A 15,556-nucleotide genomic window follows, 5' to 3' on the forward strand; every position below is an offset into this window, starting at 1 on the left:
TGCTATGGGACAGCAAGCGGTTCCCGGGCCGGGGGGACGTACGGCAGGCCGGGACGGTTCGGCGCGCGCGCGTCGCGCGGAGCCACGGGCACGGTTGGGCCGGGCGTTCGGCGCATGTGCCGCGGGGGCGTCGGTGGGGGGCGTGATCCTGGTGCTTCCCGAGGGCGAGCCCGTATCCGACCGGCGCCCCTCCCCCGTCGCGTACGCGCGGATGCTGCCGCTTCTCCGCCACCTCGCCAGGGCGGGCGCCGCCGAGGGGCTGGTCGCGCACGCGGTGCACTACGGCGGACGCGGCTGGAACGGCGCGCAGGCGCGGCTGGCCGCGGACACCGAGTGGGCGGCGGACGAGGTCGTGCGGCGCTACGGCGATGTGCCGGTGTGCCTGGCGGGACATGGGATGGGCGGCCGGGCCGCGCTGCACGCGGCGGGGCACCGAGCCGTCAACTCCGTTCTGGCGATGGCCCCTTGGCTTCCGGAGGACGACCGGGCCGCCGAGCCGGAGCCGGTACGGCAGCTGGCGGACCGTCAGGTCCTCATCATGCACGGCACCACCGACGCGCGCACCGACCCCGAGCTGTCCTACCGGCTGGCCGAGCGCGCCAAGAAGGTCAACCGGGACACCTGCCGCTTCGAGGTCCACTCCGACGGGCACGCGCTGCGCCAGCACCACCAGGAAGTCCTGGCGCTGGCCGCGGACTTCGTACTGGGCGCGCTGCTGCCGCGTACGTACTCCCGGCCGGTCGCGGACGCGCTGGCGGCGCCGCCGCCGCTGGGTCTGCGGATGCCGCTCGCGGCCGGATTCGGGCGGTCGCTGCGGCGGTGAGCCGTGCCTTTCGGCCGCCAGAGCGTGTCTTCAAGGCAGCGCCGTCCGCCCTCAGGGCGGGCGTGGTGGCGCCCGGCACGCGCGCTCGCCGCTGCCCGTGGGCCGGTGGATGCCGGAACTGGGCATCGGGCGGATGTGGCCTCCGAGCGCCACGGGGACCCCGATCGGCGCGCAACCGGCTCTGGTGGGTTCCGCCGCCCGATGCGATCATGCGTTTCATGCCGAATGCCATCCTTCCTCCGGATCCTTCCCGCCTCTCGCGCCGTGGCCTCATCGCCACCCTCGGCACTGCTGTGGCCCTCCCGCTCGTCGCGCCCCCAGCCGTCTCGTACGCCCGTACTCCCGGCGTGGCCCCCGCGGCCGCCGCGGCCCCCGCGGCCTTCGCCGGGACGGCGGGCGGCTCCCTCACCGGAGTCACCATCGCCGGCAACGACGCCTCCGCGTACGCGTCGTTGAGCCTCGGCACGCTGACCGCCGTTCCGCTGTCCGGCACACCGGCCCAGCTCTCCGTACGTCACGGCGACACCGAAGTCGCCCTGTTGACCACGGGGGCACGGACCGTACGTCTGGCCGGCCCGGAGCGGACGTTCGTGGAGAACAAGAAACCGTTCACGGACGACTTCGACCGGGAGAGACCCGCCGACTGGGGCAACTCCCCCGCGGGCGGCGCCTGGTCGACCGTCAACGGCGCCGATACCGATTACACCGTCCGGCCGGGGACCGGGACGATCGTCCTGAGCAGCGCGAACCTCAGCCGGCACGCAACGCTCCTCGACGACATGATCACGGATGTCGACGTCCGCGTGGACGGCTCCTTCGACCGGGCACCCGCGGGCGCGGCCCTGTCGTTCGCCCTGTCCTTCGGTTACCAGGACACCAAGAACCACTGCCGGGCCCGGGTCGTCCTCAACCCTGGCGGCACCGCGGAACTGCGGATCGAACGCGAACAGGCCGACACGACCACGCTGCTGACCCCGGCCGTCGCGCTCCCGAGTTCCTCCGGCACTGTGCCGTGGTCGATCCGCGTACGCCGCACCGGTGACCTTGTCGAGGTACGCGCCTGGCAGACCGCCGGAGCCGAGCCCACCGCGTGGACGGCCAAGGTGACCGACTCCGTGTTCCGCCAGGGGCGCGTCGGGGTACGCGCACTCGCGTCCACGGGCAGCACCAACCTCCCCGTACGCCTGCGCGTCACCCGTTTCCGCGTCACCGAAGGAAGCTGGGCCGTCACGCCGGCCGTCACGCACCGGGAGTGGATACGTCTTCTGCCCGAACCCTTCGACGGCGTATGGACCACAGCCCTCGAACAGACCGTACGGGCCTGGGCGGGGTCGACCGCTCCGGACGTCCTCGCGTACGCCTTCATGTTCGTCGCGGGCGCTCCTGAGGTCCGCTCGGTCGCACTCGGCGGTGCGCGGGTTCTCGGGGAGGCCGGTTACGGGCCGACGGCGGCCGACGGCACCCGGGACGAAGGCGCGGACTTCCATGAGTACATGGGCCTGCCCTGGACCTTCCCGGTCGGCGGCACCAGCCCCGCCCCGGACGACAGTTGGCACGACAACCTGGACTGCTCCGGATACATCCGGATGGTGTACGGCCACCACAGCGGCGTCCCTCTTGCCGCGGGTGACGATCCCGCCAGGACCGCACTGCCCCGCCGTTCCCACGATCAGTCGCTGCGCGCGCCCGGCGTCACTCTCGCGCGGGCCGTCGGCCAACCACCCGCCACCTCTCAACTCCGTCCGGGTGACCTGCTGTTCTTCGATGCCGAAGCGTCCGAGAGCGGGGAGATCGACCACGTCGGGATCTACCTGGGCACCGACCACGCCGACCGCCGCCGCTTCCTCTCCAGCCGCAAGACCCCCAACGGCCCCACCATGGCCGACCTCGGCGGCCCCTCCACTCTCGACGGGGAGGGTCTGTACGCCCGTACCCTCCGCACCGTCCACCGCATCTGAACCACAGCGGTATCGCCGCCAGGGCGTGTCCTGCGGGTCCGCGAACCCCACTCCCTCTCAGTCCGGGAGCAGTTGGCCCCGCCGGGAGAGCAGGAAGCGTTTGAAGGCCGCGACCGGCGGGGTGTCCGGGTGGCCGTCGAGCCAGGCGACGCCGATCTCGCGGGCCGCGCGGGGCGCCGTGACGGTCAGCTCGGCCACCCCGGGGCGGGCCACGGCGGGCGGCGGCAGCAGCGCGACGCCCAGACCCGCCGCCACCAGCCCGCGCAGCGTCTCGGCCTCCTCGCCCTCGAACGCGACGCGCGGCCGGAAGCCCGCCTCGGCACACAGGTCGTCGGTGATCCGGCGCAGCCCGTATCCCGGTTCGAGGGTGACGAACGTTTCGTCGGCGGCCTCGGCGAGGCGCACGCGGCGGCGTCCCGCCAGCCGGTGGTCGTCGGGCACCACCAGCCGCAGCCGCTGTTCGTCCAGTCTGCGGCCGACCAGATCGGGGGCGTCCGGCACGGGTGAGGTGAGACAGAGGTCCAGCTCGCCCGCGCGCAGCCGCTCCAGCATCGCCTCGCCGTAGTTCTGGACGAGCTGGAACCGGACCCGCGGATGGTCGGCGCGGAAGGCCCTGATCAGTGCCGGTACGGTCTCCGAGCCCATGGTGTGCAGGAAGCCGAAGGCGACCTTGCCGGACGCCGGGTCGGCGTCGGCGCGTACGGACTCGGCGGCCCGCTCGACCTCCGCGAGGGCCCGTTCGACGGAGGTCAGGAACGTACGGCCCGCGGGGGTGAGGGAGACCGTACGGCCCTTACGGGCGAACAGGGCGACGCCCAGGTCCCGTTCGAGCCTGACCATCGCCCGGGAGAGCGTGGACTGCGGGACGGCCATGTCCTGGGCCGCGCGGGTCACATGCTCGTGGCGGGCCACTCCCGCGAAGTGGGCGAGCCGGGGCGCGAGGACCGCGGACCAGGAGTCGGGGTCCAGCCCGGCCACGGGTGCCGTGCGGTCCGGGGCTCCCGTGTGATCCATGTCGTGTTCGTAACTGTTCCGTGACAGCCGCCGCTGTGAGCTGGGTTCATGCACCATGGGAACGATTATCGCCATTCCATGCATTGGACGCATGAAGGTGCGGTGCCTACGTTCGAAGCATGCCTTCTGTCAGTACCGGGGCACCCGTCACCGCGGGTGCCTCCGCCGCGCCGTCCGTCGCCGCCGACACCACCGATTCGCTGCTCTCCCCCGGCCGCCCCGGCTACCGCCGGATGAGCTTCGCGCTCTTCGCCGCCGGGATCGCGACCTTCGCCCTCCTCTACTCCACCCAGGCCCTGCTGCCCGCCATCTCCGCCGGTCTCGGTGTGACGGCGAGCCAGGCCAGCTGGACGGTCTCGGCCGCGACGGGCGCGCTGGCGCTGTTCGTCCTGCCGCTGAGCGCGCTGTCCGAGCGGTTCGGCCGCCGCACGCTGATGAGCGTCTCGCTGGCGGTCGCGGTGGCCGTGGGGCTGCTGGTGCCGTTCGCGCCGAACGTGGAGTGGCTGGTGGCGCTGCGCGCCGTACAGGGCGCGGCGCTGGCCGGTCTGCCCGCCTCGGCGATGGCGTTCCTGGCCGAGGAGGTACGGCCGAAGGCGCTGGTCGCCGCGATCGGACTGTTCGTCGCGGGCAACAGCGTCGGCGGTATGAGCGGCCGTATCCTCACCGGCTGGGTCGCCCAGCTGTGGGGCTGGCGGGCGGCGCTCGGCGCGGTCGGGCTGCTCGCGGTGGTGTGCGCGGTGGTGTTCCGCGTCCTGCTCCCGAAGGCACGGAACTTCACGTCGCGGTCGCTGAGTCCGCGCGCGCTGGCGAAGACCGTGGGCGGGCATCTGGCCGATCCGCTGCTGCGCCGGCTGTACGCGATAGGCGCGCTCTTCATGACGGTGTTCGGCGCGGTCTACACCGTGATCGGCTACCGGCTGGTGGAGGCGCCGTTCCAGCTCGCTCAGGGCGTCATCGGATCGGTCTTCCTGGTCTATCTGGTCGGTACGGTCTCCTCGGCGGCGGCCGGACGGCTGGTCGAGCGGCTCGGCCGGCGCGGCGCGCTGTACCTGGCGGTGGGCACGACGGCGGCGGGTCTGCTGCTGTCGCTGGCGGACTCGCTGGCCGCGGTCCTGCTCGGGCTGGTGCTGATCACGGCGGGCTTCTTCGCGGGCCACGCGGTCGCCTCGTCGTCGGTGAGCCGTACGGCGAAGTCCGGCCGCGCGCAGGCGTCGGCGCTCTACCAGTCGGCGTACTACCTGGGCAGCAGCGCGGGCGGCACGCTGGGCGCGATCGCGTTCCACGCGGGCGGCTGGGCGGCGACGGTCGCGCTGGGTCTGCTCGCGGTCCTCGGCGTCGTCTCCCTCACGCTGTACGGCTCGCTCGCGGCGCGCACGGAGCGGCGGCGGTCGCTCGCCGAGGCGCGTGCCGCCGGGACGCGGACCGCCGGGCCCCAGGCCGCCGGGGCGCGTGCCCGGGAGCTCGTCAGCGACTGAGTCGCGCCATTCTGTCCCCTCCGCGCAACTAAGCCCGCGTTTCACCCGTCTAGCCCACAGAACGCGCCTTCCGGATGGCGCGGTTGAGGGAAAGGGATGGGGGACGGAACGGGATGAGACACGCACACATAGGCCGTAACGGCGCTGTGGCGGCGGGCATCACCGCGCTGGTGGTCCCACTGACCGTGGTGCTGGGCGGGGCCTCGCCCGCACAGGCGGCGTCGTGCACCACCAGCACGGGCACGCACCAGAAGCAGGTCGAGAAGTTCCTCGGCCGGCCGGTGGACGGAAAGCAATCGGCCACGGACTGCAAGGCCATCCGCGCCTTCCAGTCGAAACACGGCATCACCCCGACCATCGGCTACGCAGGACCCGTCACCTGGGGCGTGATGGATCTGATGAACAAGCAGAAGGCCGCGGGCAAGAACCCCAACAAGGCGGGCAAGTGCCCGACCAACAAGGGCCGCATCGCCTGTGTCGACCTCTCGCGCCAGCTGAGCTGGATCCAGGACGGCAAGAAGCTGGTGTACGGACCGGTGCCGGTGCGCACCGGGCGTGACGGCTACGAGACCAGGACCGGGCTCAAGAAGGTCTACTGGCGGAACAAGAACCACGTCTCCACGATCTACGACGTGCCCATGCCCTACGCCCAGTTCTTCGACGGCGGGCAGGCCTTCCACCAGGCGAATCTGAGCATGTGGAACCCGCCCGGTTCGCACGGCTGCGTGAACATGACCAAGACGGTCGCCGCGAAGTACTGGTCGCTGCTGAAGAACGGCGACGATGTCTACGTTTACGGCCGTAAACCCGGAACCTGAGCGCATTGTCAGTGCCCTGCGGTAGCTTCCGTGAGACCGGTCTCACAGACTGGTCTCAAGGGGGCGACTGGGGTGACGCGATGAGTGATCTTGCAGCAACAGAGGACCTGGACACCCGGCTGGAGAAGCACCGCACGGAGCTGACGGGCTACTGCTACCGGATGCTGGGGTCGGCCTTCGAGGCCGAGGACGCCGTACAGGACACGATGGTGCGCGCGTGGAAGAGCTTCGAGAAGTTCGAGGGCCGCTCCTCGCTCCGGTCGTGGCTCTACCGCATCGCGACGAACGTGTGCCTGGACATGCTCAACGCGGGCAGCCGCCGGGCCCGGCCGATGGATCTGTCGGGCCCGACGCCGGTGGCCCAGGCGCAGCTGACCTCGCTTCCGGAGAACGTATGGCTGGAGCCCGTGCCGGACGGCCGGGTGCTGCCTTCGGTGGCCGACCCGGCCGAGACAGCGGTGTCGCGGGAGACGATCCGGCTGGCGTTCGTCGCGGCGCTCCAGCATCTGCCGCCGAAGCAGCGGGCCGTGCTGATCCTGCGCGAGGTGCTGGCGTGGAAGGCGAGCGAGGTCGCCGAGCTGCTCGACACGACGGTCGCCTCCGTCAACAGCGCGCTCCAGCGGGCGCGCGCGACGATCGCCGAGTCGGAACCGGCGGCGACGGACGCGGCTGATCCGCTCGACGAGGAGCAGAAGGAACTGCTCGAACGGTATGTGACGGCGTTCGAGGGCTACGACATGAAGGCGCTGACGGCGCTGCTCCATGACGACGCGAAGTTCACCATGCCGCCGTTCGACCTGTGGCTCCAGGGCCACGAGGACATCACCGGCTTCATGCTCACCATCGGCGCGGGCTGCCGGGGTTCACGGCTCCTGCCGACGGTGGCCAACGGCACCCCGGCCTTCGCGCACTACAAACCGGCCGAGTCGGGCGACGGCTTCACCCCCTGGGCGCTTCAGGTCATCGAGATCGAGGACGGCAAGATCGTCACGATGCACTGCTTCCTCGACACGGAGCGGTGGTTCCCGCTGTTCGGTCTGCCGGCGGGGCTGGAGAAGGCGTAGGTCCGTACGGCCGGAGCCGTCCGCCGACGCGGCTGTCCCGCGTCGGCGGGCGCGGGCGGCCGGCGGTGCGCCCGGGGCCGTGACAGACGGCGGTGCGCCCCGGGCCGCAACGGACAACGGTGCGCCTCGTGCCGGGACGGACGATGGTGCGACCTGGCCCGTCAGCGGCGGGCCATCAGCCCGGAGCCGTCAGCCCGGGTCCCCTCTTTCTCGGTCTCCCGCGCGTCCGCCCACCAGCCGTTCTGGCAGACCCGGCCCTGGGGGTCGGTGGCTCCCTCGGCATAGTCCCCGAAGCCCTCGATCTCGCCGTTCGGGCCCTGGCCCCAGCTGGAGTAGTAGTAACGGCATTTGTGCGCCGCCGCGTTGGGCGCGGCCTGGGCCACGGAGACAACTGCGAGGGCGGCCCCGACCACACAGACGGCGACCAGCGCGGCACGCGTGAACGCTCGCATGTCGAGCACCTTTCCTTCGTGGGGCACGGGACCCGCGCCCCGGGATGATGCCCTTCCCGCCGCCGGGCGTCTCCCCACGGACCGCACCGCGAACCACCTGATCAACCGGTGCGCCGCGCATCTAGAGCCTCTTGGTCCTCTGCCTCCCCTGCCTCCCTAAACCGCCATGTCGCCCAGACCCACGAGATCCAGCAGCAGCCGCAACTCCCGCCCGGCGCCCCGCAGGCGGAGCCGGCAGCCCCGTCTGCGGGCGTCGAGCCGGAGCCTGGCGAGCACCTCGACCGCCGCCAGGTTCGGCCGGACGAGACCGTCGACCTCGCAGATCACCTCGGCCGCGCCGAAGTCGTCAGGCCGCGCGGCCAGTTCCCCGTACAGCCGCTCGTACAGCTCCTCGTGGAACCGGGGCACATCGGCCGGCGTGAGGTGGCCGGCGATGACGAGGACGATCGGTTTCGTGGCATCCACACTGGGGAGACCGGTCCGGCGGCCGGAACTCATCGGAGCGGTCCGGGCACACCCCGTACGCTGCGGGGCATGACCCGTGATCCTTTCGAATTGGTGATCTTCGACTGCGACGGCGTCCTGGTGGACAGCGAGCGGATATCCGTACGGATCGACGCCCAGGTCTTCGCCGCGCTGGGCTGTCACTTCACGGAGGAGGAGATCGTCGCGACATTCGTCGGCTCCTCCGGAGAGGTCTTCGACGCGGCGGTCGAGGAGCGGCTCGGGCGCCCGCTGGAACCGGGGTGGTACCGCGCGTACGAGCATCTCTACCAGGAGGCGTTCGACGCCGAGTTGACGGCGGTCGACGGGATCGCGGAGGTGCTGGAGGCCCTGCCCATCCCCTTCTGCCTCGCGTCGAACGGCGGTCATGACGGCATCCGCCGCAATCTGACGACCACCGGCCTCCATGACTACTTCACGGGCCGTGTCTTCAGCGCGGCCGACGTCGCCCGCGGCAAACCCGCCCCGGACCTCTTCCTGCACGCGGCCCGCACCCTGGGCGTGGACCCGGCGCGCTGCGCGGTGGTGGAGGACAGCCCGTACGGCGTCGAGGCGGCACGGGCCGCCGGAATGCGCGCCTTCGGCTACGCGGGCGGCCTGACGGCCCCGCACCGGCTGACCGGCCCCGGCACGGTCGTCTTCGACGACATGCGGGATCTGCCGGGGCTGCTGGCGGGACGGTCGGTCGGCTGATCCCCGTCAGCTGACGGGGAACTCCGTTGTGTCGATGGTGAGATCGAACGGGGGCGGCAGCGTCAGCTTGCCGCCGTACTCGACCGACTGAAGCATGCGGTACGTACCGCCTTCGGGCTCGCCGTAGAGCGTCGCCGTAGGCTGACCCGAATGCCAGGCGTCGAGCAGCAGATAGAGCGGAACGCCGGCCTGGGCGTAGCCGTGGAGCTTGGCGACGCGGTCATGGTTCGCGTTGCCGCGCGAGGTGATCTCGACGACGAGCTTCGCCCGGCTCGCCGGGAACAGATCCCCGGGCGCGGGCCTGTCCTCCTCCGCCGCCACCATCAGGTCGGGGATGTACAGCCCCATACGGCCTGGTACAGCCGCCTCTTGAGTCTGGAAAATGTGCCACTCCTCCGGGATCACGGCGAACAGGCGCCGCTGAATGATGGAAGCGGTGGAATTGTGGTCCCAGGACGGCGACGGTGACACGGTGACGATCCCCTCGATGATCTCCACCTTGCAGCCCTCGGGCGCGTCCGTCTGCTCCCAGGCACGGACGAGGTCGTCCCAGCCCTGATGGGGCTCATGGTCGACAGTGAGTGCGCTCATGGCGGTCTCCATTCGTTTCACCATCGATCCCAGCATGCCGAACGGGACCGGCGGCCGTCCACCGATCCCGTTCACCCGAACGAGGCGTGTACATCAGCGGCCTCCGGCCGCGGGCGCGCAGGTCAGGCGATACGTTCCCGTACCACCGGCGCCGCCTTGAACGCCGTGTCGGACGCCTCGATGTCGTACGTGCCCGTCAGCGCGTCCAGCGCGTAGTCGAACTTCTCCGGGGTGTCCGTGTGCAGCGTCAGCAGGGGCTGGCCCGCCGTGACCCGGTCGCCCGGCTTGGCGTGGAGTTCGACGCCAGCGCCCGCCTGGACCGGGTCCTCCTTGCGGGCGCGGCCCGCGCCCAGGCGCCAGGCGGCGACGCCCACGCCGTACGCGTCCAGGCGGGTCAGGACGCCGGTGGCGGGGGCCGCCACCACCTGGGTCTCGCGGGCGACCGGGAGCGTCGCGTCCGGGTCGCCGCCCTGCGCGGCGATCATGCGGCGCCAGACGTCCATCGCCGAGCCGTCCGCCAGCGCCTTCGCCGGGTCCGCGTCCTTCAGGCCCGCCGCGTCGAGCATCTCGCGCGCCAGGGCGAGGGTCAGTTCGACGACATCGGCCGGGCCGCCGCCCGCCAGGACCTCGACGGACTCGCGTACCTCCAGGGCGTTGCCCGCGGTGAGGCCGAGCGGGGTGTCCATGTCGGTGAGCAGGGCGACGGTCCGTACGCCGTGGTCGGTGCCCAGGCCCACCATGGTGGAGGCGAGTTCGCGGGCGTCCTCGATCGTCTTCATGAAGGCGCCGGAGCCGACCTTGACGTCCAGGACCAGCGAGCCGGTGCCCTCGGCGATCTTCTTCGACATGATCGAGGAGGCGATCAGCGGGATGGCCTCGACGGTGCCGGTCACATCGCGCAGCGCGTACAGCTTCTTGTCGGCGGGGGCCAGTCCGTCGCCCGCCGCGCAGATGACGGCGCCCGTGGTGTCCAGGACGTTCAGCATCTCGTCGTTGGAGAGCAGCGCCCGCCAGCCGGGGATGGACTCCAGCTTGTCGAGCGTGCCGCCGGTGTGGCCGAGGCCCCGGCCGCTGAGCTGCGGTACGGCGGCGCCGCAGGCGGCGACCAGCGGGGCGAGCGGCAGCGTGATCTTGTCGCCGACGCCGCCCGTGGAGTGCTTGTCGGCCGTGGGGCGGGACAGCGCGGAGAAGTCCATGCGCTCGCCGGAGGCGATCATGGCCGCGGTCCAGCGCGCGATCTCCGTACGGTTCATACCGTTGAGCAGGATCGCCATCGCCAGCGCCGACATCTGCTCGTCGGCGACCTCGCCGCGCGTGTAGGCGTCGATCACCCAGTCGATCTGCTCGGGGCTCAGCTCGCCCCGGTCCCGCTTGGTGCGGATGACGGAGATGACGTCCATGGTGATCCTTTCGATGACTGCCGTACGTAGGCGAGAGTATCCCGGAGTCTCTACGCGCATAGATGCGCCTATGGATACGCCTATGGATACGCCTCGTGGTTGCGAGGAGCTTGTACGGCCCCTCCACCGCCGGGTCGGTCGCGGCGGCGGAGGGGCCGGGTTCAGAGGGGCGTGCGGGCACAGGGGCCCGCGTACGCCCGGCGGGCCGTGGTCAGTTCAGGTGGCCGGGACCGAACGCCTGCGGCAGCATCTCGGCCATCGTGCGGAAGCCGTCCGGGGTCTCCAGGACCAGCTCCGGGCCGCCGAACTCGTACAGCAGCTGGCGGCAGCGCCCGCACGGCACCAGCACCTCGCCCGCGCCGTCGACGCAGGTGAAGTGGGTGAGCCGGCCGCCGCCGCTGAGCTGGAGCGCCGAGACCAGACCGCATTCCGCGCACAGCCCGATGCCGTACGAGGCGTTCTCGACGTTGCAGCCGGTGATCGTACGGCCGTCGTCCACCAGGGCCGCGACCCCGACCGGATACTTCGAGTACGGGGCGTACGCGTGGGTCATGGCGGCACGTGCGGAGGCCCGCAGCGCGTCCCAGTCCACCGCCGGTCCGGCCGGTGCGGTCATTTTCCTTGCCCCTTCCGGTACGTCATACCGTCCGCCTTGGGCATCCTGAGCCGTTGCGCGGAGAGCGCGAGGACCAGCAGCGTCGTGACATACGGGGCGGCGTCCACGAACTGGCTCGGCACCTGGTCGGTCAGCCCGTACCAGGCGAAGAGCCCCACCGAGACGGCCGCCGAGATCACCGCGGAGACGTATTTCTTCTTGTACAGCTGCCACGCTACGGCCAGTACGAGCAGGATCGCGAGAAGCAGCAGCATGGCGTGGACGTTCTCGGCGCCGCCGCGCAGCTTGAGGCTGTCGGTGAAGCCGAAGAGCCCGGCGCCGAGGGCCATGCCGCCCGGCATCCAGTTACCGAAGATCATCGCGGCGAGACCGATATAGCCGCGGCCGCCGGTCTGGCCCTCCTGGTAGATGCCGGTGGCGACGATCGCGAGGAAGGCACCGGCGAGACCGGCGAGACCGCCGGAGACGGTGACGGCGATGTACTTGTACTTGTAGACGTTGACACCCAGCGACTCCGCGGCGACCGGGTTCTCGCCGCAGGAGCGCAGCCGCAGGCCGAACGCCGTACGCCACAGCACCCACCAGGTGCCGGGGATCAGCAGCAGCGCCACGATGGTGAGCAGCGACAGATTGGTCACCAGACCGCCGACGACGCCCGCGATGTCGGAGACCAGGAACCAGTGTCTGGCCTGGAGGTCCTGCATCCAGTCGGCGAGCCCGGGGACGGTGATCTCGGTGATGGAGTCGATGCGCGGGGACTGCCTGGAGGAGCCGCCGTCGACCCCGTCGAAGGCGAAGTTGGAGAGATAGCGCGTGGCGCCGACGGCGAGGATGTTGATGGCCACACCGGAGACGATGTGGTTCACGCCGAAGGTGACGGTGACGACGGCGTGCAGCAGACCGCCGAGGCAGCCGCCGATTATGCCGAACAGGACGCCGGCCCACGGACCCCACTGGAAGCCGGCCCAGGCACCGAACCAGGTGCCGAGGACCATCATGCCTTCGAGGCCGATGTTGACGACGCCCGCGCGCTCGGCCCACAGTCCGCCGAGTCCGGCCAGGCCGATGGGGATGGCGAGTTCGAGGGCCCCGGCGACCTGGCCGACGGAGGTGATGTCCTCGGCGCCGCTGATCAGCCGTACGAGCGAGATGAGGGCCAGCGCCCCCGCGACGATCAGCAGGATGACGGGCAGGGAGAGTGTGCGGCGGCCACCGCCCTTCTTGGGGGCGGCGCTGGTGGCTGAGACGGTGCTCGTGCTCGTACTCACAGCGCGGCCCCCTCCTTCTCGGTCTTCTCGGTCTGGTCGTTCTTGGGGTGGGCCTCGGTCGTGAGGGCCCCTCCGGCGGCGAGTTCCGCGCCGACCTTCTGCTGCTGGCGGCGGATTCCGTAGCGGCGGACGAGCTCGTAGCTGACGACGACCGAGATCACGATCAGGCCCTGCATGATCGTGGCGATCTCCTTCTCGTACCCGTACTGGTCGAGGGAGGCCGACGCCTTGTCCAGGAAGGCGATGAGCAGGGCGCTGAAGGCGATGCCGAGCGGGTTGTTCCGGCCGAGCAGGGCGATGGTGATGCCGGTGAAGCCGATGCCGGTCGGGAAGTCGAGGCTGTACGTGTGGGTGTCGCCGAGGAGCGTCGGCATCCCGGCGAGGCCGGCGACCGCGCCCGAGATCAGCATCGAGGTGAGGATCATCTTCTTGGCGTCGACGCCGGAGGCCTGGGCCGCGGTCTCGCTGGCGCCGGTGGCGCGCAGGTCGAAGCCGAAGCGGGTGCGGCCGAGGACGAACCAGTAGATGAGGCCGCAGGCGGCGGCGACGAAGGTGAAGCCGTAGATCTCGCCGGCCTCGGCGCCCATGGAGAGACCGGGGAACCAGCCGGACTCCGGGATGTCGCCGGTGGTCAGGTTGTTGGAACCGGCCGGCTGGACGCCGAAGTTATCGGGCAGGATCAGCCAGGCGACGAGGCTGGTGGCGATCGAGTTGAGCATGATCGTGGAGACGACCTCGCTCACCCCGCGGGTGGTCTTGAGGATGCCCGCGATACCGGACCAGAAGGCGCCGACCAGCATCGCGACGATCACGATCAGCGTGATCTGGAGCGGTCCCGGCAGATCGACGCTGGCGCCGACGAGCGCCGCCATCATCGCGGCGAGCCGGTACTGCCCGTCGACACCGATGTTGAAGAGGTTCATGCGGAAGCCGACGGCGACCGCGAGCGCGGCCAGATAGTACGTGCCGGCCTGGTTGACGATCAGTACCTGGACATCCACGTACGAGGCGGACTCGAACATGATGCGGTACGGCTCGAAGGGGTCGCTGCCCGAGGCGAGCAGCACCACGGTGGTGAGGACCACGGCGACGACCAGCGCGAGCACCGGGCCCGCGAAGCCCAGGATCAGCCGGTCCTTGTCGAACTTCTTCATCGGGCGTCGTCCTCCGGGGGTGCCGCTGCGGCCTGTGGTGCCTGTGCCGTGGGCGCGGACTCCGCCGCCGGCTCGGGCTCTGCCTCCAGGTGACCGGTGGCGGCGCCGGTCATGGCCGAGCCCAGTTCCTCCGGAGTGATGGTGGCGGGGTCCGCGTCGGCGACGAGCCGGCCGCGGTACATCACGCGCAGGGTGTCGGAGAGCCCGATCAGTTCGTCCAGGTCCGCGGAGACCAGCAGGACGGCCAGCCCTTCACGGCGGGCCTCCCGGATCTGGTCCCAGATCTGCGCCTGCGCGCCGACGTCCACACCGCGGGTCGGGTGGGCGGCGATCAGCAGCTTGGGGCTGTGGCTCATCTCGCGGCCGACGATCAGCTTCTGCTGGTTGCCGCCGGAGAGCGAGGCCGCGGTGACCTCGATACCGGGGGTACGGACGTCGTACTCGCGCACGATCCGGGTGGTGTCGGCGCGGGCGGCCTTCAGGTCGAGCAGTCCGCCGCGGCTGTTGGGCTTCTCGGTGACATGGCCGAGGATGCGGTTCTCCCAGAGCGGGGCCTCCAGCAGCAGGCCGTGCCGGTGCCGGTCCTCGGGGATGTAGCCGATGCCGTCCTCGCGGCGCTTGCGGGTGGGCGCGTGCGAGATGTCGGCGGTGTCGAGGGTTATCACCCCGCCGTCGGGGTCGCGCAGCCCCATCAGCGCCTCGATCAGCTCGGTCTGCCCGTTGCCCTCGACGCCCGCGATGCCCAGGACCTCGCCCTGGTGGATGGTGAAGGTGATCCCGTCGAGCACCTCGCGCACCACGCCGTCGGGGTCGGTCGCGGTCAGCCGCAGCCCGTCCACCGTCAGCATCGGTATGTCCGTCACCGTCGACTCGCGGGTCTCCGGCGAGGGCAGCTCACTGCCGACCATCAGCTCGGCGAGCTGCTTGGGAGTGGTGCGCGCGGGGTCGGCGGTGCCCACGGTCGTACCGCGGCGGATGACGGTGATGTCGTCGGCGACCGACAGCACCTCGCCCAGCTTGTGCGAGATGAAGATGACGGTCAGGCCCTCTGCCTTGAGCTCGCGCAGATTGTCGAAGAGCGCCTCGACCTCCTGCGGCACCAGCACGGCGGTGGGCTCGTCCAGGATCAGGATGCGGGCGCCGCGGTAGAGGACCTTGAGGATCTCCACGCGCTGGCGGTCGGCGACCCCGAGGTCCTCGACGAGCGCGTCGGGGCGTACGCCGAGGCCGTACGCGTCGGAGATCTCCTTGATCTTCTTACGGGCCTTCGCGCCGATGCCGTACAGGTTCTCGCCGCCGAGGACGACGTTCTCCAGGACGGTGAAGTTGTCGGCGAGCATGAAGTGCTGGTGCACCATGCCGATGCCGCGCGCGATGGCGTCGGCGGGGCTGGCGAACACGGCCTCCGCCCCGTCGACGGTGATGGTGCCCTCGTCCGGCTTCTGCATGCCGTAGAGGATCTTCATCAGGGTCGACTTGCCCGCGCCGTTCTCACCGACCAGGGCGTGGACCGTGCCCGTGCGGATCGTGATGTCGATGTCGTGGTTGGCGACAACGCCGGGGAATCTCTTGGTGATGCCCCGCAGTTCGACTGCGGGGGGACTGCTGGGCGCACCGCTGGGCGGGCTGCTGGACGCGTTGATGACGCACTCTCCTTGGCGGGAAAGGAGTGAAGGCGGGGGTGAGTGGCAGGCGGGGTGAAGTTATCGCGCCGGAGGGTCGTCTA

The 15,556-nt window shown here is 70.9% G+C and carries 14 protein-coding genes and 1 pseudogene; 6 read left to right on the forward strand and 9 right to left on the reverse strand.

What is annotated here, in order from left to right:
• Positions 1-94: 94 nt before the first annotated feature.
• Positions 95-823: an alpha/beta hydrolase gene (locus CU044_RS23530; RefSeq protein ID WP_129770922.1), complete on the forward strand. Its 729-nt coding sequence runs from the start codon at positions 95-97 to the stop codon at positions 821-823.
• Between the two features lie 218 nt (positions 824-1,041).
• On the forward strand, positions 1,042-2,781 hold the full coding sequence (locus CU044_RS23535) for an NlpC/P60 family protein (RefSeq protein ID WP_129770695.1): 1,740 nt from the start codon (positions 1,042-1,044) through the stop codon (positions 2,779-2,781).
• Positions 2,782-2,838: 57 nt separating this feature from the next.
• On the opposite strand, the gene CU044_RS23540 is transcribed toward CU044_RS23535, so the two are convergent.
• Positions 2,839-3,852: a LysR family transcriptional regulator gene (locus CU044_RS23540; protein WP_129770696.1), complete on the reverse strand. Its 1,014-nt coding sequence runs from the start codon at positions 3,850-3,852 to the stop codon at positions 2,839-2,841.
• A 62-nt stretch (positions 3,853-3,914) separates the two neighbouring features.
• On the opposite strand from CU044_RS23540, the pseudogene CU044_RS23545 reads away from it, so the two are divergent.
• The 3 genes and pseudogenes from CU044_RS23545 to CU044_RS23555 form a co-directional block, all read left to right on the forward strand.
• Positions 3,915-5,180, forward strand: a pseudogene (locus CU044_RS23545) (MFS transporter); the annotation flags it as partial.
• A 203-nt stretch (positions 5,181-5,383) separates the two neighbouring features.
• Positions 5,384-6,088 carry a L,D-transpeptidase family protein gene (locus CU044_RS23550; RefSeq protein ID WP_129770698.1) on the forward strand — a complete coding sequence of 235 codons (705 nt, stop codon included), beginning with the start codon at positions 5,384-5,386 and terminating at the stop codon, positions 6,086-6,088.
• 80 nt (positions 6,089-6,168) lie between these two features.
• Complete coding sequence (locus CU044_RS23555) at positions 6,169-7,152, forward strand: sigma-70 family RNA polymerase sigma factor (protein WP_129770699.1); 984 nt, start codon at positions 6,169-6,171, stop codon at positions 7,150-7,152.
• A 161-nt stretch (positions 7,153-7,313) separates the two neighbouring features.
• On the opposite strand, the gene CU044_RS23560 is transcribed toward CU044_RS23555, so the two are convergent.
• Both CU044_RS23560 and CU044_RS23565 read right to left on the reverse strand, forming a co-directional pair.
• Positions 7,314-7,604, reverse strand: a complete 291-nt coding sequence (locus tag CU044_RS23560) for a hypothetical protein (protein ID WP_129770700.1) — start codon at positions 7,602-7,604, stop codon at positions 7,314-7,316.
• Positions 7,605-7,760: 156 nt separating this feature from the next.
• A complete protein-coding gene (locus CU044_RS23565) occupies positions 7,761-8,069 on the reverse strand; it encodes an STAS domain-containing protein (RefSeq protein WP_240045791.1) in 309 nt (102 codons plus the stop codon).
• 69 nt (positions 8,070-8,138) lie between these two features.
• On the opposite strand from CU044_RS23565, the gene CU044_RS23570 reads away from it, so the two are divergent.
• On the forward strand, positions 8,139-8,801 hold the full coding sequence (locus CU044_RS23570; protein WP_193564049.1) for an HAD family hydrolase: 663 nt from the start codon (positions 8,139-8,141) through the stop codon (positions 8,799-8,801).
• 6 nt (positions 8,802-8,807) lie between these two features.
• Here the strand turns inward: CU044_RS23570 and CU044_RS23575 are convergent, their stop codons facing one another.
• The 6 genes from CU044_RS23575 to CU044_RS23600 all read right to left on the reverse strand — a co-directional run bounded on the left by CU044_RS23575 (position 8,808) and on the right by CU044_RS23600 (position 15,473).
• Positions 8,808-9,392, reverse strand: a complete 585-nt coding sequence (locus CU044_RS23575; RefSeq protein ID WP_129770702.1) for a Uma2 family endonuclease — start codon at positions 9,390-9,392, stop codon at positions 8,808-8,810.
• 122 nt (positions 9,393-9,514) lie between these two features.
• A complete protein-coding gene (locus CU044_RS23580) occupies positions 9,515-10,792 on the reverse strand; it encodes a thymidine phosphorylase (RefSeq protein WP_129770703.1) in 1,278 nt (425 codons plus the stop codon).
• Positions 10,793-11,003: 211 nt separating this feature from the next.
• On the reverse strand, positions 11,004-11,408 hold the full coding sequence (locus CU044_RS23585; protein ID WP_129770704.1) for a cytidine deaminase: 405 nt from the start codon (positions 11,406-11,408) through the stop codon (positions 11,004-11,006).
• Positions 11,405-12,676: an ABC transporter permease gene (locus CU044_RS23590; protein ID WP_129770705.1), complete on the reverse strand. Its 1,272-nt coding sequence runs from the start codon at positions 12,674-12,676 to the stop codon at positions 11,405-11,407. The genes CU044_RS23585 and CU044_RS23590 overlap by 4 nt, the downstream gene beginning before the upstream one ends.
• Positions 12,673-13,830 carry an ABC transporter permease gene (locus CU044_RS23595; RefSeq protein WP_129770706.1) on the reverse strand — a complete coding sequence of 386 codons (1,158 nt, stop codon included), beginning with the start codon at positions 13,828-13,830 and terminating at the stop codon, positions 12,673-12,675. The genes CU044_RS23590 and CU044_RS23595 overlap by 4 nt, the downstream gene beginning before the upstream one ends.
• Entirely contained in the window at positions 13,827-15,473 is a 1,647-nt protein-coding gene (locus CU044_RS23600) for an ABC transporter ATP-binding protein (protein WP_129770707.1), read from the reverse strand. Before CU044_RS23600 ends, CU044_RS23595 begins: the two co-directional genes overlap by 4 nt.
• Positions 15,474-15,556: the final 83 nt, after the last annotated feature.

It is taken from the genome of Streptomyces sp. L-9-10 (assembly GCF_004151105.1).
Lineage (GTDB): Bacteria > Actinomycetota > Actinomycetes > Streptomycetales > Streptomycetaceae > Streptomyces.